A 17,848-nucleotide genomic window follows, 5' to 3' on the forward strand; every position below is an offset into this window, starting at 1 on the left:
TAATTTCCAAGAAAGAAGGTTGCCTATGTCTAATTTGACAAAGCAGATGATATACGACATATACGTGAGGCTGCTGCACCTTAATGAACAAAAAGCGAACACTTCACTTCAGCAGTTTTTTAAGGAGGCCGCAGAAAAGGATGTGATGGATGTTCCTAAAAACATGACAAGCATTCATGTCATTGACTGTATCGGCCGGCATGAACCCATTAACAACGCAGGAATCGCCAGAAAAATGAATTTATCGAAGGCAAATGTAACGAAAATCAGCACAAAACTGATTAAGGAAGAATTCATTAACAGCTATCAGCTGACAGATAACAAGAAAGAAGTGTATTTCAAGTTAACTCGTAAAGGCAGACGGATTTTCGACTTGCATGAGAAACTGCATAAAAAAAAGGAACTGGCTTTTTACCAATTCCTCGATTCATTCTCACAAGATGAGCAAAATGCTGTATTGAAATTTTTAGAGAACCTGACGTCTTCACTTGAAGCAGAACAAACCAACGAGGCTCCGGATAAACCTGTAAAGTAAACAAAAAGGCGGTGTACACAATGGCTCAAACGAAATCAAAGGCGGTATTGATCTTATATATTGTTTGCTTCAGCGCATTTTTTGCGTCTTTAAGCCAAAACATTTATTCACCTATTATCCCGATTATTAAAGAATCGTTCCACGTTTCCGCAGCAATGGTCAATCTGTCAGTCTCAGTCTTTATGATTGTGACAGCGATTATGCAAATTATATTAGGGACTATCATCGATTTTAAAGGCGCGCGGTTTGTATTGATTGCCGGTATTCTGGCAACGGCAGCCGCCAGCATCGGCTGTGCGGTGACCACTGACTTTACTTTGTTTCTGATATTCAGAATGATACAGGCAGCCGGGTCCGCAGCACTGCCTCTTATTGCTGCCACTACGATCGGACAGCTTTTTACAGGCAGGGAACGCGGAAGTGCCATGGGAACGTATCAAATGCTCCTTTCCGCCGCGCCGGCTATCGCACCTGTCCTCGGGGGATTGATCGGCGGAGCAGCCGGGTACGAAGGGATCTTTTGGATGCTTACGGCCATCTCTGTCATTATGCTGGCGGCAAACAGCATGATCTTTCCCAAAGATTCTCCCGCTGGCTCTAAGCAGCAAACTAAGGGCAATGTTTTTACCCATTACAAATCAATATTTACAAACCGAACAGGAAACGTCATTTTAACCTTAAGCTTTGTCCTCTTTTTCATTTATTTTGCGGTGATCGTCTACCTCCCGATATTACTGACGGAGCATTATCATATTGATGTGAGCATTGCAGGGCTGTTGTATTTGCCACTGGCCTTAAGTACAATCGCAGGTACGTTTCTGTTTAAAAGAATACAGGCAAAAGTCGCGCTGAACACCTTGTTTATCGGCAGCAATGTGATAGCTGCCTGCAGTATCATTTTGTTCGCCGTTACACATTCTGTTTCTCTCATTCTCATGGCACTCACACTGGCATTGTTTGGCATCTCAATGGGGGTCATCCCTCCCTTGTACTCCACAATGATCACCAATGAATTTGAACACAACAGAGGGAGCGCCATCGGAATGTTTAACTTTATCAGATACACAGGCATGGCGGCAGGTCCGATGATATCTGCTTATCTGCTCACAATGATACCGTCTGCCATGTCGTTTGGCCTCTTAGGCCTTATATTTGCCGCATTGAGCTTTTGCCTTCTGCCGCAACTGTATCCGCCGCAGAAGCGCATGAAGCAAAAAAAACACCACATGTAAAAAAGCTGCCCTTTGATGGCAGCTTTTTTTATTTCTTTTGCAGAGGTTCTAAAATCCCTTTTTGAATCAGCAAATGGAACACCGATAGGATAACGGATGCCCATATCGCTGTGCCGAAGCCGCCAATTTGAAAACTGTCACCCATAATGGACGCGGTCATCATAAGCGTAATGGCGTTAATCACAAACAAGAAGAGACCAAACGTCACCATGGTGACTGGCAGTGTGAAGATAATCAACAGCGGTTTAATCAGCACGTTTAAGATCGATAATATGAAGCTGGCGATAACCGCTGCCCCGATGCTGCTGACATGGATGGAGTCAATGTATCCATCAATGACGATTAATAACAATGCATTGACTAAAATGCTGACTGCCCATTTTATCATGTCATTTCATTTCCCTTTCTGACGGGACGATAAAAATCCAAATGATATATATCAGCAAAACAGGTAAAACACTTGTCATAACCGCTAAAATGACAGTTATGACTCTTAGGAGTGATGCGTCCCAATTGAAATATTCCGCGAGACCGCCGATGACACCGGCCATTTTTTTGTTTTTCTCTGAACGATAAAGCCTATTCATTCGATCACCTCTGTGAGTACTTTAGTTTGATGGCGCCTGTTAATGATTCTGAGAAGACGGTGATGTTTTGATCATGTGCCTGATTTGAAGTGAACATCATTTCTTTTTGAATAGTATCATTTTTTTCTTTCAGCATCTCAACATCCATTAATTCATGAGACAGCGAACCAAGATTGCTTTTCAGCTCTGCCTTCACGGCAAGATCGTCCGGAATCGCAAGCTCCACATTTCCAGTCGTCGTTTTTGCATAAATGGAGCGGCAATCCGATTCTGTTACGTTCATCGCAATATTTCCGTTAAAGCTTTGAACGTCAATCGATTCGCTTCTCCCGCGGAGATCGATCAATCCGTTAATGGTTTCCGCTTCTATCGTGCCGCAGTTGTGGCTTGCAAGCTTAATTTGCCCGTTGGCCGTTTCCACTGTGGCTTTTTCAGCTGTTAAATGCGAGAACGACAGCACGCCGTTTGTCGTTTTCGCCGAGAACTCTTTTACATGTAAATGTTCCCCTCTGACAGGACCATTAAACAGCTTCACCCGAATCTTATCATACTCCTTCTGAGGAATATATAAAGTCACATTGGTTTTCATCGTTTTCTTCTCAGTACGGATAAAAAATTTATTACCTTTGATTTCACATTCAATATGCTGAAGAAATGCATGTCTCGCCGCATCCTGGCTGTCAACGCGATATACCTTCGCCTGACATTCCGCTCTGATATCCTCATCATCCCAAGGAACGATATTCACACTGCCATTGGCGATTTGCAAGTCAACACTGGAAAGGGCAGTATCTTTAAATTGAAAAATGTGCTGAACATCATACGCATGGCCAAAGTTCAAATCAAGGTCAACTTCCTTGACCTTTTTCACCGCAGAATCAATCCAGTCAAACAGCTTGGCTCCTAAAGACGGCTTGCCTTTTGCTGCTGTAAACGGCTCTTCCTCATCATGTACATAAACTGAGAGCGCTGTGATTTTTTCTTCTTTTTCCTTGTAGTCGCTGTCAAGCTTTTCAATCAGTGTCAAAGCCTCTTGTGCTGTCAGTTTCCCTTCTTCCACAAGCTTAAGGATTCGTTCCTTTTCTTGCTTCATTGCGATCTCCTCCCCATTGTCTACTTATGCTGCGCGCAGCACCTTAATACCCTGAATCACATTCCAAATCATAATGCCAATGACAACTAAGAAATAAATAACCGCTCCACCAATCATCACAAATACAGGCAGCAGGCTGTCTCCATCAATTGCAATGGCTCCGCCCAGAAAAGCGATAAAAAGGACCAGCCAGCCAGCAAAAGGAACGATGTGAGAAATAAGAGAACGTATCGCATGACGTTTTGTTTCTCTCTCATCTACAACAAAATAAGCGACAATCGGCACAATGATCGGCGCGATGAACACACTGAAATAACAAAGTGATGCAATAATAGCTTGATTACGGTTCAATTCATTCCACACTCCTATAGTGAATTACCCATGACAAAAGGTCAGGGACGTTTTACTTATTCATACGTTTAAAACCTCTTCAGGTTTCACATTCATTCTTTAGACATGCTCCGATTTACGGAAATTGGATTTTAAAAAGTTTTAGAAGTAGAATCTTAGAGCTGTACCGATTACAATATGTAAAAAGCTTACGGCAATCAAGGAGGCTGGACAAGCAATGGATAAAGATCCCAGTGACTATACAGTAACACAAGAATCGGTGTTAAAGCTGATTCATGAACAAAAACGAATGAATCGTGAAATGATCGCTGAGCTTGAACAGATTCACGGACCCATTCCGATCTCTCACGATATTCAATATATAAAAGTGCTGCTCGACAGCAGTAATACGCATATTGTTCAAGATTTAATGAGTGTAAGCAAACAGTTGTATAAGAAGACGTTGTAATGGCAGAAAAAGCTGCAAATGATTATAACTGAAACAAAGAAAGGTTAGATGACAATATCTTGCCTTTTTTATTTTGAAGAAACAAGTGACACACAATGATTATAACAAAAAAAGCCTGCCGGCATATCCAAAGAATGGACACTGCCGGCAAGCTGTGACTACCAGAAAGAACGATAGCCGTTCAGAAATTAACGTAATAATTGAAGTACATTTTGCGGCTGTTGGTTCGCTTGAGCAAGCATCGCTTGAGAAGCTTGAGAAAGAATGTTGTTCTTTGTGAACTCGCTCATCTCTTTCGCCATGTCAACGTCACGGATACGAGACTCAGCAGCTGTCAGGTTTTCACTAGAAGCGCCTAAGTTGTTGATTGTGTGCTCTAGACGGTTTTGTACCGCACCAAGTTTAGCACGTTGTTTAGATACGTTATTGATTGCAGTATCAATACTTTCAAGTTGAGTATCAAAAGGAGTAGTAGCAAAATCTTTTACATTAAGTGTGTCTACTCCTAAAGCATTTGCTGACATGCTGTCAATGTTAACTGTAAGCTGTTGGCTAGCATTTGCACCAATTTGGAAAGTGAAACCATCAGTTTCAGTTCCATCTAATAACTTTTTACCGTTGAATTCAGTACGGTTTGAAATGCCGTCAACTTCTTCAATAAGTGCATCCATTTCATCTTTAATCGCACCAAGATCTTCAGCTTGCTGTGTTCCTGTGTTTCCTGCTTGAACAGTAAGTTCACGCATACGTTGAAGGATTGCATGTGTTTCAGTCAATGCACCTTCAGCTGTTTGGATAAGAGAGATCCCGTCTTGAGAGTTTTTAGAAGCCATTTCAAGACCTCTGATTTGTCCTCTCATTTTTTCAGAGATCGCAAGACCTGCTGCGTCATCCCCCGCACGGTTGATACGAAGGCCTGAAGAAAGCTTCTCCATGTTCTTTTGGGCTGCATTGTTGTTTGAGCCTAAACGGTTTAATGTGTTAAGCGCTGCGATATTGTGGTTAATTCTCATGTGTAAAATACCTCCATGTATATATGTTTTTTGAAATCAAAGACTTCCTTTTCTTCGATTTCTGGCGCGTGATTCCAGTAAAGCGTCTGGCTGTTATATAGACCATCCATAAAGGATACCTTCAAATCCCTTCATATAAAGGACTTTTTTGCTTAATATGGAATACATTGTACGCCCTTCAATCCATATATCGGCAGTATTATGTAAATGTTTAGGCGTTTTCCCAAAGAAATTTTCCCCATTTGAAAAAATGCCTCTAAAGATCGCAAATTTTTTCTTTTCTCGTTATACCATAAAGTCAGCTTGCCCTGCTAAGTCCAATAATGGACTTGCTGACAAGCTTCCTCTGAAAAGAATATTGTTAAGATGTAGCCGTTTCTTTCGCTTCCAAGAGCGTTTTCATGCGTTTTTTGTCTCGCTCTATAACAGGCTTCAAATAGCGGCCTGTATATGATTCTTCGACTTCCGTGATTTCCTCAGGCGTTCCCGACGCAACAATGGTTCCGCCTCCGGCTCCGCCTTCCGGCCCCAGATCCACAATATAATCCGCCGTCTTAATGATATCAAGATTATGCTCAATGACGAGTACTGTATCTCCGTTGTCCACCAATCGCTGAAGCACGACAAGGAGTCTGGCGATATCGTCGACGTGTAAACCTGTCGTCGGCTCATCTAAAATGTAAAGCGTTCGCCCTGTGGACCGTTTGTGCAGCTCAGACGCAAGCTTCACGCGCTGCGCTTCTCCACCCGACAAGGTTGTTGCCGGCTGTCCGAGCGTAATGTAACCTAACCCAACATCATAGAGGGTTTGGAGCTTACGCTTGATTTTCGGGATATTTTCAAAGAAAGAAAGAGCGTCTTCAACCGTCATATCAAGCACATCAGAGATGCTTTTTCCTTTGTACGTCACTTCAAGCGTTTCCCGGTTGTAGCGTTTGCCGTGGCATACCTCGCATGGAACGTACACGTCAGGAAGGAAGTGCATTTCAATTTTAATAATTCCGTCGCCGCGGCACGCTTCACATCTGCCGCCCTTCACGTTAAAGCTGAAACGGCCTTTTTTATAGCCGCGGACCTTCGCTTCATTTGTCTGCGCGAATACATCGCGAATGTCGTCAAACACACCGGTGTATGTCGCGGGATTGGATCTCGGCGTTCTTCCGATTGGCGCCTGGTCAATGTCTATGACTTTGTCCAGGTGATCCAAGCCTTTAATCTCTTTATGGCTGCCAGGCTTCGCTTTTGCTTTATGGAGCTTTTGCGCCAGCGCCTTGTGCAAAATTTCATTGACGAGTGTGCTCTTTCCTGAGCCGGACACCCCTGTAACCGCTGTGAATGTTCCTAGCGGAAACTTGGCATTCGCCTTTTTCAGGTTGTTTTCTGTAGCGCCTTTAATCTCAATAAAACGTCCGTCCGGCTTTCTTCTTTCAGAAGGCAATGGGATGAACTTTTTCCCTGATAAATAGCTGCCCGTTAATGAGTTTGCATCTTCCATCACTTCATCCGGCGTACCCGCGGATGTCACCTGTCCGCCGTGGATGCCGGCGCCGGGTCCAATATCAATTAAATAATCCGCTGCCATCATCGTGTCCTCATCGTGTTCGACGACAATCAGCGTGTTCCCAAGGTCTCTCATATTTTTCAGGGCGCTGATCAAGCGGTCGTTATCACGCTGATGCAGGCCGATAGACGGCTCGTCTAAAATATAAAGCACACCCGATAAGCGCGAACCGATTTGAGTGGCCAACCTGATACGCTGCGCCTCTCCTCCGGACAATGTTCCCGCTGCCCTGCTCAGTGTCAGGTAATCAAGGCCGACTTTGTCCAGAAAGCTTAAACGCTCCACAATTTCACGCAAGATCAAATTGGCAATCTGCATATCTTTCTCAGAAAGGGTAAGGCCTTTGAAGAAATCAAGCGCGTCTCCGACAGACAGCTCGGTAATTTTGCCAATGTGGCGTCCGTCAATCAGCACGGCAAGCGCCTCTTTCTTTAACCGATAGCCTTTGCATGTCGGACAAGACTTCTGGGACATATACTGCTCCATTTGTTCACGAATGTAATCGGAGCTTGTCTCCTTATAGCGTCTTTCAATATTTCGCAATACGCCTTCAAATTGAATTTCGCCTTCACGTATTTGCCCAAAATCATTTTCATAACGGAAATAAATCAGGTCGTCTCCGCTGCCGTACAGCACTTTATCCAGCTGCTGCTTCGGCAGATCTTTTACAGGCACGTCCATATCAATGCCGTAGTGGGTGCAGACCGCCTCAAGCAGCTGCGGATAATATTGTGAGCTGATCGGTGTCCAAGGGGCGACTGCATTCTCCTTCAATGACAAATCTTGATTGGGGATGACGAGATCCGCATCCACTTCAAGCTTCATTCCGAGACCGTCACACGTCGGACACGCTCCGAACGGGCTGTTAAATGAAAACAGGCGCGGCTCCAGCTCGCCGATTGAAAATCCGCAGTGCGGGCAGGCGTGATGCTCACTAAACATCAGCTCTTCCTCACCGATGACATCAATCATAACTCGTCCTTCACCTAAACGGAGCGCCGTTTCCAATGAATCTGACAGACGGGCCGCCACGCCTTCTTTCACTACAATCCGGTCAATGACAACCTCAATCGAATGCTTTTTATTCTTTTCTAATTCAATATCATCAGAAAGCTCAGCCATTTCGCCGTCAATTCTGACTCTGACATAGCCTTGTTTTCTAATCTGTTCAAGCACTTTGACATGAGCGCCTTTCCGGCCAGAGACAATCGGGGCCAGCACCTGAAGCTTCGTCCGTTCCGGGTATTCCAGAATTCTGTCGACCATTTGCTCGATGGTTTGCGATGTAATCTCAATTCCGTGTTCCGGACAATGAGGCTTCCCTACTCTCGCATACAAAAGACGCAGATAATCATAAATCTCAGTTACCGTACCGACAGTTGACCTCGGGTTGCGGCTCGTTGTTTTCTGATCGATGCTGATGGCGGGAGACAGCCCCTCAATTGCATCAACATCCGGCTTATCCATTTGCCCTAAAAACTGGCGGGCATAGGCAGACAGCGACTCAACATACCGTCTCTGTCCTTCTGCATATATGGTGTCAAAGGCCAGGGAGGATTTCCCTGATCCAGACAAACCCGTAACAACGACAAGCTGGTCTCTTGGAATCGTTACATCTATATTTTTCAGGTTATGCGCCCTGGCTCCCTTCACCTCTATCCGATCCATAGCCATGTGTTCATCATCCTTCCGCTTTTAGCTCTAAAAGTAAATCGCGAAGCTCCGCGGCTCTTTCAAAGTCAAGCGCCTTGGCGGCTTCTTTCATTTCGTGCTCCATCTGTTCAACGACTTTCTGGCGTTCTTTCTTCGTCATTTTCGACAGCTTCGGCGCGGCTTTTGTTTTGTATTCGGCTTTATCCTCAGCTGCTGCTGTGGCGCGAATGACATCGCGAATTTCTTTATTTATGGTTTTCGGCGTAATGCCGTGCTCTTCGTTAAACCGCTCCTGCTGCTCACGGCGGCGTGTTGTTTCATTCATCGCAATTTCCATAGACTTCGTCATTTTATCTGCGTACATAATGACGCGGCCTTCAGAGTTTCTCGCTGCCCGTCCGATGGTCTGAATCAGAGAACGCTCCGAACGAAGGAAGCCTTCCTTATCCGCATCCAAAATCGCAACGAGAGATACTTCGGGAATATCGAGGCCTTCCCTCAGCAGGTTGATGCCGACAAGCACATCATGCTTCCCAAGGCGCAGGTCGCGGATAATTTCAATCCGTTCAAGCGTCTTAATCTCTGAATGCAAATAGTTTATTTTAATGCCAATTTCCTTCAGATAATCCGTCAGGTCCTCTGACATTTTCTTCGTCAAGGTTGTCACGAGCACCCGTTCATCCCGTTCGACTCTTGCTTGAATTTCGCCGATCAAGTCATCAATCTGGCCTTCAATCGGGCGCACATCAATAAGCGGGTCAAGAAGCCCCGTCGGACGGATGATCTGCTCGATCATTTCATCCGTATGCTCAATCTCATACGGTCCTGGCGTTGCTGATACATACACGATGTTGCGCATGTGCTTTTCAAACTCTTCAAAACGGAGCGGACGGTTATCAAGTGCTGACGGAAGACGGAAGCCGTGATCCACGAGCACCTGTTTCCGCGCCTGGTCCCCATTAAACATGCCGCGCACCTGAGGAATCGTCACATGCGACTCATCTACCACGATCATAAAATCGTCAGGGAAATAATCAAGAAGCGTATACGGCGTTGAACCCGGAGGCCGAAGCGTCAAATGTCTTGAATAGTTCTCAATGCCGGAGCAGAAACCCATTTCCCGCATCATCTCAAGATCATATCTTGTCCGCTGCTCTAAACGCTGCGCTTCAAGCAACTTGCCATTTTCGTGCATGACCTTCAGCTGCTCCTCAAGCTCCTTCTCGATATTTTGAATCGCTTTCTCCATTTTCTCGGCCCGCGTTACGAAGTGGGACGCCGGGAAAATCGCAACATGATCGCGGTCGCCGAGAATTTCTCCTGTCAGGGCGTCCACTTCCCTGATCCTTTCGATTTCATCACCGAAAAACTCGACTCTAATACAGTGTTCATCACGAGATGCAGGGAAGATTTCCACTACATCTCCGCGCACACGAAATGTCCCGCGCTGAAAGTCGATATCATTGCGGGCATATTGGATGTCTACAAGTTTTCTGAGCAGCTCATTTCTCTCAATTTCCATTTCAGGCCGCAGTGACACGACCATTTCCCGGTATTCTTCAGGCGAACCGAGACCGTATATACAAGACACACTTGCGATAATAATGACATCTCTCCGCTCAAACAGAGACGATGTGGCGGAGTGTCTCAGTTTATCAATTTCATCATTAATACTGGCGTCTTTTTCTATAAACGTATCCGTTTGAGGCACATACGCCTCCGGCTGATAATAATCATAATAACTGACAAAATACTCGACAGCGTTGTTCGGAAAAAACTCCTTGAACTCGCTGTAAAGCTGTCCGGCAAGGGTTTTGTTATGGGCAATCACGAGAGTCGGCTTATTGACTTCTTTAATCAAATTAGACACTGTAAATGTTTTACCCGTTCCTGTCGCACCCAGCAGAGTCTGATGCTTCTTGCCCTCCTGAATTCCTTTTACAAGTTTTTCAATGGCTTTCGGCTGATCTCCCTGGGGCTGGTATTTCGAGACTAACTCAAAGCGATCTTTCACAAAATAAGCCTCCGTTTCTTTAACGAAATCTTCCTATAGATATAGTAACACAATGGAATGTAAAATCACTAAAAATACGAACTAAAGTTCGGTGGTTTTTTATTTCCAGCTGTTTTCATGTATAAAAAACCTGCTTTTAAAACGTAAAAGCAGGAATTCGTCGTTATATTCATTATGTCCGTTTTACTCTTCTTTTTTCTCGGCAGTTTTTTTGGCCATGTACAGTCCGCCAGCCACAAGAGACACAACATCCAATCCTACAATAAAATACGTTTCTGTATAGCCTTTTAAATAAGAGGCAAACAGCAATGCAGCTGTCAGGGCGATCGCCACATAATGATTAAAAGTGACTCTTGAAAAAAGGACAACAAGCATAAAAGGGAAAAACAATGCAAAAACGGCTTTTGTAATCAACAAAAACCCTCCTCAGGGATTCTTCATCTGATCTGATTATAGTAAAAAATGAAGAATCGGACAATCGTGCAATCGTTCCCTCTTTCTACACCATACCCTTTTTCAGGCGACATCAATCACCATCTTTGCACTTTGCCCCGGCCGACAGAAGCATTTGCGGTACTTTTGTATGAAGGGCAGTAAGCCTTAGCTTGATATTGAAGCCCGCCGGCATAGAAGAGCGCCCCCGAGAATAAATAGGCGGACAGCACTAGTTAAGCTGCACTTTTGATGATATTTTATTTAGGACTTTCTGCTTTTGACATCATTTTCCTAAAAATCTACAATTGAGCGATAGTGTTCACTATCATTTTTTGACCACAGGCTCCGTCATAAAAGACTAGAGAGAAAAAAAGGAAGGAAAGAGGGGTTTCAAATATGTATTCTTTTTTATTTCGCCAAGCAGAAGCGTCCAGCCAGCTGGCTGGCGCAAAAGGCATGAATTTAATTAAACTGACCAAACACGGGCTTCCTGTTCCGGACGGCTTTATCATTCAGACGAATGCGCTCACCCGTTTTATGGAGGATAACCAACTTCATGAGACTAGCGAAAATATCGAAAACGAGATCATCGGCGGAACATTTTCTGAAGAACTGAAACATGAGCTGACAAGTTCCTTTTACAAGTTAAGAGAATCATATCGCTCCGTTGCCGTTCGCTCTTCGTCTGCCTCGGAAGATTTAGAAGGCGCTTCATTCGCGGGGCAATATGAAACCTATTTAAATATCAAAACAGAGGAAGAGTTTCTAGCTAAAGTGAAAGAATGCTGGGCTTCATTCTTCTCCGGCCGAGTCAGCAGTTATAAGAAAAAAATGAACAACCAGATCGCAGAGCCGTTAATGGGTGTTGTCGTTCAGGGCCTGATCGATTCAGACGTATCAGGTGTAATTTTCAGCCGCAATCCTGTTACCCATGATGATAGAGAGCTATTAATCAGCGCCAGCTATGGTTTGGGGGAAGCTGTTGTATCAGGAAGTGTCACCCCAGACACATTTATAGTCAATAAATCTTCGTTTGAGATTCAGAAAGAAATAGGTGCAAAAGAAATCTACATAGAGTCCGCGGCAGAAGGAATTACTGAAAGAGAAACGAGCGAAGACATGCGCAGCCGTTTTTGCCTTACAGATGAACAAGTGTTTGAACTGACTGAAATCACAAAAAAAACCGAAGACCTGTACGGGTATCCAGTCGATCTAGAATTCGGAATTGCAGATCATCAAGTATACCTTCTGCAGGCTCGCCCGATTACAACGATTGAACAGGACAAAAAAGCGGCAGAGGAAGAACGCAGCTTCATGATTACCGACGCTGATATGAATGATTTTTGGCTCAACATGGAGTCAAATATTGAAGGTCCGGTGAGTCCGCTATTTTCTTCGATCATTGTACCGGCCATGGAATACGGCTTGAAGAAAAACATGCAAAAGTTTCCGATCGGGGCAGTTACAGAAGAAGTGAAGCTTTATCGCGGGCACATTTATTCCAAAAACCAAGGCGGGCAGCAGCCTGATGAGGACTGCGGCAAAGAGCTTTTTCCGATATTATCGGAGCGTATGTATGACATCATCAAACACACGTACCTTCCATTTTACGAGATACTGGATCAGCTCGCACAAACTGATCATACTGCTGAAAGCGCACTTGATGCTTTTCGGAAATTAAAAGCCTTTTATCTCACGGCTTATGATGAGCATTTCAATATTGTTTTCCCGCAAATGCTTCTGACAAACAAATTGCAAGCGATGTACCAGCACATTCAAGGCGAGTCCGAAACCGCTCATTTTTACGAGATGCTGACAGGCAAAATGAACAAATCACTGGAAACTGACCGCTGCCTGTGGCTCTATTCCGTTAAAGTGCAGGAAAACCCGAACCTGCTGTTCATTTTTGAAAACACTGAGCCGGAACAGCTTCAGGAAAAATTGGAACAAACTGATGAGGGCAGACACTTCCTGAGGAACATCCATGAATTTTTACAGGACTACGGGTGGAGGTCTGTAAAGAGCCATGATCTGATTGAACAGATCTGGGCAGAAAATCCGTATTTTGCTCTGGCCAATATTCAAAATTACGTCCGCAATGGCTATCATTTTGACAATGAATTTCAGAAAACGAAAGAAAAACGAGAGAAATTATACCATGACTTCTTGAAAAATATAGAGGATCCCAATTTACAAGAGGAATTCAACCGTTATTATCAGTGGACGCTGAACGCTGCAAATATAATGGATGACCACCACTTTTATATTGACGCCATGCTGGATGCCAAGGCGAGGGTCTTTTTGCTGAAGGTCGGTGAGTTACTGGCGGAAAACGGTGTCATTCAAGATCGTGAAGACCTTTGGTTCCTATATGATGATGAAGTGGAAAACGCGCTACTTCACCCTGTATCCCTGCAAGAAAAGGCTGAAAAACGCAGACAGGCCTTTCACGAGTATGAGCTTGCCAAAGCCCCTGCCTACCTCGGTACTCCGACAAAAGAACAGCTCAAAGTCGCTGAAGAAATTGTCGGCGCCGTGATAGAGGATGAAAAAAACACGGAGGATCATATCTTTGGCATTGCGGCATCAAGCGGCATGGCAACAGGTCCGGTGAAAATGATTCGGGACGCCAGTGAATTTTCTCAATTCGCTTCTGGTGAAGTGCTCGTTTGCAAAATGACCACACCGCTATGGACCAGCCTGTTTCAAGACGCCAAAGCGATTATTACAGATACAGGCGGCATATTGTCTCACGCTGCGATTATAGCTCGCGAATACGGCATTCCCGCCGTTCTCGGCACACGCACTGCAACAGAAAGACTTCGAGACGGAGACATCATCACTGTTGACGGGAGCAGCGGCAAAATCACAGTTGTCAGCCGGGCCTAACGCCTTCTCCCCCCTTTCTTATGCAAGCGGGGCAGGTGTATACTTGTCCTGCCAGTATATTCGCGAGGTGAAACGTATTGAGACCGACAAACAAGAGAATCCTTGACGCTGCCATGCAGCTGCTCGTCAAAAAAGGATATCGCGCAACGACTACAAAAGAAATCGCAGAAAAAGCAAATGTCAGTGAAGCGACGATTTTCAGGAATTTTAAAAACAAACAGGGGCTAGTCGAGGCTTTGCTTTCTCAGCCTTCTCCAAACAGGAGCCGCATTTTGGAGCAAACAGAAGGCGATTTGCACAAAGACCTGCTGCATATCGGAACCTGTCTCTTGGAGGAGCTCGAACATAGAAAAGATTTGATTAAAATCAGCTTTCGTGAACCGGCCATGTTTCAGGATGTCATCAACCACGTAACTGAATATCCCCAATCTATGAAACAGCTATTGGTTGATTATCTCAAAGAAATGGGTGAAAAAGGGGTTATTCAGACAGGAAATGAAGCGGAGCATGCGGACGTGTTCATGTCGCTCATTTTCGGTTATTTTATTCACCGCCTCCATTTAGGAGACCGGGTGATTTCAATGCCTCAGGAAAAAATGCTGGAGCATAGCACTGCTTTATTTGTCAAAGGAATCTCTCGATGAACTCCTTGGCATAAAAAAAGGAGGATCCCAATGAGTTCAAGAAAAGAATGGGCGCTGATCGTCTCGTTATTATTGGGGGCCATCCTGGTTCCCATTAACTCAACGATGATCGCGGTCGCGCTCTCATCTATATCCCATACGTATAACGAGTCCATCACAAGCATCACCTGGGTGGTTACCGTTTATTTAATCATAATGGCCGTCACACAGCCGATCGCTGGAAAACTCGGTGACATGTACGGCAACAAAACAATGTATTTATGGGGCGTCGGTCTATTTCTTATCGCATCTCTAGGCTGCGCCCTCTCACCGAGCCTGCTGCTGCTGATTGTATTTCGGGCATTGCAGGCTGTCGGCGGCGCACTGCTTACGCCAAACAGCATTGCCATTATCCGTCACGTTGTTTCAGAAAAACGTCTTCCGAAAGTATTTGGGTTTTTCGGGCTTGGCGCGGGACTTGGAGCAGCACTCGGGCCTTTCATCGGCTCTATGCTGATTGACAGCTTCAGCTGGCATTCGATTTTTTGGGTCAACATCCCGTTTCTCGCCATTGCTTTATTTACGGCATTAATCATGTTCCCTCAATATAAAGAAAATAAATCTGAAGCGCCGCTGGATATTATCGGGTCTGTCTTGCTTGCGGGCAGTATCGTTTCAATTATCCTGCTGACGAAAAATGAGGCTTCATGGGGCTATGCGGTATACAGTGTATTGATACTTCTTTTTGTTCCGCTTTTTTTCAGAAGAGAAAAACGCACACAGCACCCAATTATCGATTTTACACTGTTTAAAAGCTCAACCTTTACAAATGCCAATCTATCAGTCTTGTTGAGCAATCTAATGATGTATGCCATCTTATTGATTATGCCATTATTCATGACGAACCAATTTGGGCTTAATACGTCTAACAGCGGCATGGCGCTTTCTGTATTTTCGATCTTTATGTCGGCGAGCAACTGGGCGGGCGCACAGCTCCATCACAAATGGGGAGCAAAGAAAATCATTTTTCTTTCATTTGCCATGATGGCTGCAGCCAATTTATTATTTATGCTGTTAAGCAGCTCGCATTCCGTCTTGTTCCTCATGCTCTCTCTTATCCTGGGCGGGCTGGCGTCCGGAGTCGGACTGACCAGCATGCAGGTGTCATCGCTTGCCACAGTAGATCCTGGCATGTCAGGAGCGGCGTCCGGAATTTTCTCGACCTTCCGTTATTTCGGAAGCATCATTTCATCAGCCTTAATCGGTCTGATATCGGGATATCACACCCTATTTATCATTCTCTTTGCTGTGTCCATCATTGGCGTTTTTGTTTCATTAGGCATCAAATCTGATGAAACGGCACGGTTGGAGAAAAACTCAGCGTAATTCAAAACAGCCCGGCACCGCATCTTCTTGCGGTGCCGGGCTGTCTTTTACGACCCAGACAAAGCGGCTGCTTCGTCTTCACGTTCATCCTTTACGAAAAGGATACCTAATTCATGATGTTCTCCCTCATAAGAAGCTCGCTGATCAAAACGAATTTCCCCGTTCAAACCGATAATTTCAAGCTTCACATACGCACGGTTATGCTGGAGCGCTTCATAAAAATCGGATACATTCTTAACGGGTATGCCATTAACCTTCGTAATGATTTCCCCAATTTTCAATTCCAGATCCTCAGCTGGCGTATTTGGTATAATACCAAGCACCATTAAGCCTTGATCACGTTTTGAGAAATAAAACGGTGCCGCGTTATCGTTCGCTCTTTGCTTAATAGACAGAAAGATACGTCCTAACAAAGCTGCACAGACGGCTGCTCCCGCAAGCGGCGCCCACAGTAAGCTCGCTGCACCGAGAGCTGTGACGGCAAGGCCCAGAATACAAATGCGTTTCGCTGTGATCCTTATGCTCGTTTCAGGCAGCGACCCCTGCACCCGTTGCCCAAACCCGACAAAATAAGGAATCCATAGAAAATGGAATGACCCGCCGGGAACAGTAAACACCGGCCACCAGCTGAGATGCGATTCTAATCCGTTCCCGGGCACGAGAAGGAACAGCGGCAAAAGCCATATCCGGTTTGCCAGCTGCTGGCCGATAGGCAAACCGCGGCTGCTCACGACAAGTGCCGGTGATGTTCTCACGTGTGCAGATCGATAAGCTACCGCTCCCTCAATAATAATCAGCAAGCCTAAAAAAACAGCCATAGCCGGCCAAACGACCGCAAACCCTTGCGGAAATCTCTCTAGAAAAGGTTCCGCTTGATTCATTTGCAGTCCAAAACCTATCAGCATACTCATACTGACGATATATGCAGCAGACATCCAGTTGGCGCGAAGAGTAAGCGCTGCCGCCGCAGTGATAACGGCAATAATTGCAAGTATACCGAGAGGAATCGAGATTCCGAGTATACCTAAAACAACTGACAAAACGAGACCGGGAATCAGTCCCTTTGTATAAGTGAATTTTAGATCATCATAAATATCCGCTATTTTTGTATGAAAGGTTCTTCGTTCCCGTTTGATTCTCACATAGCCGAAAGCAAGGCTTATGATGATAAAAAACCAGAAAAGCGGGTGTAAGAAGAACAGGCCCGCACTTTTTAACAGTTCAAATCCCCATTGAACAGACACTATCTTTTTCACCGCCTCAAGCCAAACATATTACTCATATTCTATCAAATATTAAATGACTTGGATATCCTCAGGATGGTTTATCCCTCCTGCGTCATCCACAGCGTGACATTCGATAGTGAAAAATCCTTTAAATAATGGTTCACATCCACATCCAATAAACCGCTGATCAGGTGCATCGACCTTTTGATATCTGTCAGATTGATTCCTAATCGCTTATGATTTTTCATTAAATAATTAAAATAATGTTTGGCACACTCTTCATCGATTTCATTTACTGTTTCGACATTGGTGTAATTGACCAAATACCTGCTGAACAGCATAAGAAGACTTAGTGCTTTTGTAGCCGAAAATGTTACATCTTGTGTTCTGTCTTTTAATTGTTCCACTAATTCATAATATTTTTTTTCACGCACAATACTTGCCCTCTTCAATTGTGAACCCCCATTTTCTTTATACAGATAAGCACGGGCCAGTATAAGCAGCAGTACTGGAGTGCTAACAAGCATTCTCGCTAACGTTACTCTTTAAATACCTGTCGTTCAGCTGCCTTAAACCTGATTACTGTTCTTTTTAGAACCTTCTTATATTGTATGAAGTAAACAAAGACTAGGCAACTTGCAAAAGTTTCATTTTAAATACATATTATCTCGTTAGAAAGTCTCTCTCTTCTATTGATATCGGGTAATACAAGTCCTTTATAAATGTTTATTTGTGAAAATTTTTTTAATTTCTTGTTAAAAACTCATTTTTTATGTGACTTATGATTCACTTTCTCGTTAAG

Annotated in this window: 16 protein-coding genes; 6 read left to right on the top strand and 10 right to left on the bottom strand. The window is 44.4% G+C overall.

Annotation, left to right across the window (positions count from 1 at the left end):
- Positions 1-25: 25 nt before the first annotated feature.
- Together ABZM97_RS18190 and ABZM97_RS18195 are read left to right on the top strand one after the other, a co-directional pair.
- The gene (locus ABZM97_RS18190) at positions 26-535 is read left to right on the top strand and encodes a MarR family transcriptional regulator (RefSeq protein ID WP_087991520.1); all 510 of its coding nucleotides are present in this window, start codon (positions 26-28) and stop codon (positions 533-535) included.
- A 20-nt stretch (positions 536-555) separates the two neighbouring features.
- Positions 556-1,767, top strand: coding sequence for an MFS transporter (locus tag ABZM97_RS18195; RefSeq protein ID WP_087991521.1), 1,212 nt, complete (start codon positions 556-558; stop codon positions 1,765-1,767).
- A gap of 28 nt (positions 1,768-1,795) precedes the next feature.
- On the opposite strand, the gene ABZM97_RS18200 is transcribed toward ABZM97_RS18195, so the two are convergent.
- Genes ABZM97_RS18200 through ABZM97_RS18215 form a run of 4 tightly spaced genes read right to left on the bottom strand, consistent with a single transcriptional unit; the run spans position 1,796 to position 3,798 of the window.
- The gene (locus ABZM97_RS18200) at positions 1,796-2,155 is read right to left on the bottom strand and encodes a phage holin family protein (protein WP_087991522.1); all 360 of its coding nucleotides are present in this window, start codon (positions 2,153-2,155) and stop codon (positions 1,796-1,798) included.
- Between the two features lies 1 nt (position 2,156).
- Positions 2,157-2,354, bottom strand: a complete 198-nt coding sequence (locus ABZM97_RS18205) for a PspC domain-containing protein (protein WP_087991524.1) — start codon at positions 2,352-2,354, stop codon at positions 2,157-2,159.
- A 4-nt stretch (positions 2,355-2,358) separates the two neighbouring features.
- A complete protein-coding gene (locus tag ABZM97_RS18210) occupies positions 2,359-3,447 on the bottom strand; it encodes a DUF4097 domain-containing protein (protein ID WP_367387048.1) in 1,089 nt (362 codons plus the stop codon).
- Positions 3,448-3,471: 24 nt separating this feature from the next.
- Positions 3,472-3,798 carry a hypothetical protein gene (locus tag ABZM97_RS18215; protein WP_087991527.1) on the bottom strand — a complete coding sequence of 109 codons (327 nt, stop codon included), beginning with the start codon at positions 3,796-3,798 and terminating at the stop codon, positions 3,472-3,474.
- 217 nt (positions 3,799-4,015) lie between these two features.
- Here ABZM97_RS18215 and ABZM97_RS18220 point away from each other — a divergent pair, with 217 nt between their 5' ends.
- Complete coding sequence (locus ABZM97_RS18220; RefSeq protein ID WP_087991528.1) at positions 4,016-4,246, top strand: hypothetical protein; 231 nt, start codon at positions 4,016-4,018, stop codon at positions 4,244-4,246.
- Between the two features lie 188 nt (positions 4,247-4,434).
- Here ABZM97_RS18220 and hag read toward each other — a convergent pair whose 3' ends face one another.
- The 4 genes from hag to ABZM97_RS18240 form a co-directional block, all read right to left on the bottom strand.
- Positions 4,435-5,259 carry a flagellin Hag gene (hag, locus tag ABZM97_RS18225; RefSeq protein WP_202327964.1) on the bottom strand — a complete coding sequence of 275 codons (825 nt, stop codon included), beginning with the start codon at positions 5,257-5,259 and terminating at the stop codon, positions 4,435-4,437.
- 361 nt (positions 5,260-5,620) lie between these two features.
- The gene (gene uvrA, locus ABZM97_RS18230) at positions 5,621-8,494 is read right to left on the bottom strand and encodes an excinuclease ABC subunit UvrA (RefSeq protein WP_367387049.1); all 2,874 of its coding nucleotides are present in this window, start codon (positions 8,492-8,494) and stop codon (positions 5,621-5,623) included.
- 7 nt (positions 8,495-8,501) lie between these two features.
- Positions 8,502-10,487, bottom strand: coding sequence for an excinuclease ABC subunit UvrB (gene uvrB / locus ABZM97_RS18235; protein ID WP_087991532.1), 1,986 nt, complete (start codon positions 10,485-10,487; stop codon positions 8,502-8,504).
- 183 nt (positions 10,488-10,670) lie between these two features.
- Positions 10,671-10,901: a CsbA family protein gene (locus ABZM97_RS18240; RefSeq protein ID WP_087991534.1), complete on the bottom strand. Its 231-nt coding sequence runs from the start codon at positions 10,899-10,901 to the stop codon at positions 10,671-10,673.
- Positions 10,902-11,318: 417 nt separating this feature from the next.
- On the opposite strand from ABZM97_RS18240, the gene ABZM97_RS18245 reads away from it, so the two are divergent.
- The 3 genes from ABZM97_RS18245 to ABZM97_RS18255 all read left to right on the top strand — a co-directional run bounded on the left by ABZM97_RS18245 (position 11,319) and on the right by ABZM97_RS18255 (position 15,820).
- Positions 11,319-13,811 (top strand): PEP/pyruvate-binding domain-containing protein, encoded by a 2,493-nt coding sequence (locus ABZM97_RS18245; RefSeq protein ID WP_367387050.1) that lies wholly within the window; start codon positions 11,319-11,321, stop codon positions 13,809-13,811.
- A gap of 77 nt (positions 13,812-13,888) precedes the next feature.
- Positions 13,889-14,455, top strand: coding sequence for a TetR/AcrR family transcriptional regulator (locus tag ABZM97_RS18250; protein ID WP_253268599.1), 567 nt, complete (start codon positions 13,889-13,891; stop codon positions 14,453-14,455).
- 30 nt (positions 14,456-14,485) lie between these two features.
- Positions 14,486-15,820 carry an MFS transporter gene (locus tag ABZM97_RS18255; RefSeq protein ID WP_253268600.1) on the top strand — a complete coding sequence of 445 codons (1,335 nt, stop codon included), beginning with the start codon at positions 14,486-14,488 and terminating at the stop codon, positions 15,818-15,820.
- A gap of 47 nt (positions 15,821-15,867) precedes the next feature.
- On the opposite strand, the gene ABZM97_RS18260 is transcribed toward ABZM97_RS18255, so the two are convergent.
- Both ABZM97_RS18260 and swrA read right to left on the bottom strand, forming a co-directional pair.
- Positions 15,868-17,064, bottom strand: coding sequence for a PDZ domain-containing protein (locus ABZM97_RS18260; protein ID WP_367387051.1), 1,197 nt, complete (start codon positions 17,062-17,064; stop codon positions 15,868-15,870).
- Between the two features lie 80 nt (positions 17,065-17,144).
- Positions 17,145-17,498: a swarming motility protein SwrAA gene (gene swrA, locus ABZM97_RS18265; protein ID WP_052331638.1), complete on the bottom strand. Its 354-nt coding sequence runs from the start codon at positions 17,496-17,498 to the stop codon at positions 17,145-17,147.
- Positions 17,499-17,848 lie beyond the last annotated feature (350 nt).

This window comes from Bacillus vallismortis (assembly GCF_040784915.1).
GTDB lineage: Bacteria > Bacillota > Bacilli > Bacillales > Bacillaceae > Bacillus > Bacillus subtilis_G.

Excerpts from the sequence above, each read along its gene's own strand:
- ABZM97_RS18210 (WP_367387048.1), bottom strand. The coding sequence starts at position 3,447 with ATGAAGCAAGAAAAGGAACGAATCCTTAAGCTTGTGGAAGAAGGGAAA.
- ABZM97_RS18245 (WP_367387050.1), top strand. The coding sequence starts at position 11,319 with ATGTATTCTTTTTTATTTCGCCAAGCAGAAGCGTCCAGCCAGCTGGCT.
- ABZM97_RS18190 (WP_087991520.1), top strand. The coding sequence starts at position 26 with ATGTCTAATTTGACAAAGCAGATGATATACGACATATACGTGAGGCTG.
- ABZM97_RS18200 (WP_087991522.1), bottom strand. The coding sequence starts at position 2,155 with ATGATAAAATGGGCAGTCAGCATTTTAGTCAATGCATTGTTATTAATC.
- uvrA (WP_367387049.1), bottom strand. The coding sequence starts at position 8,494 with ATGGCTATGGATCGGATAGAGGTGAAGGGAGCCAGGGCGCATAACCTG.
- ABZM97_RS18255 (WP_253268600.1), top strand. The coding sequence starts at position 14,486 with ATGAGTTCAAGAAAAGAATGGGCGCTGATCGTCTCGTTATTATTGGGG.
- ABZM97_RS18195 (WP_087991521.1), top strand. The coding sequence starts at position 556 with ATGGCTCAAACGAAATCAAAGGCGGTATTGATCTTATATATTGTTTGC.
- hag (WP_202327964.1), bottom strand. The coding sequence starts at position 5,259 with ATGAGAATTAACCACAATATCGCAGCGCTTAACACATTAAACCGTTTA.
- ABZM97_RS18205 (WP_087991524.1), bottom strand. The coding sequence starts at position 2,354 with ATGAATAGGCTTTATCGTTCAGAGAAAAACAAAAAAATGGCCGGTGTC.
- ABZM97_RS18220 (WP_087991528.1), top strand. The coding sequence starts at position 4,016 with ATGGATAAAGATCCCAGTGACTATACAGTAACACAAGAATCGGTGTTA.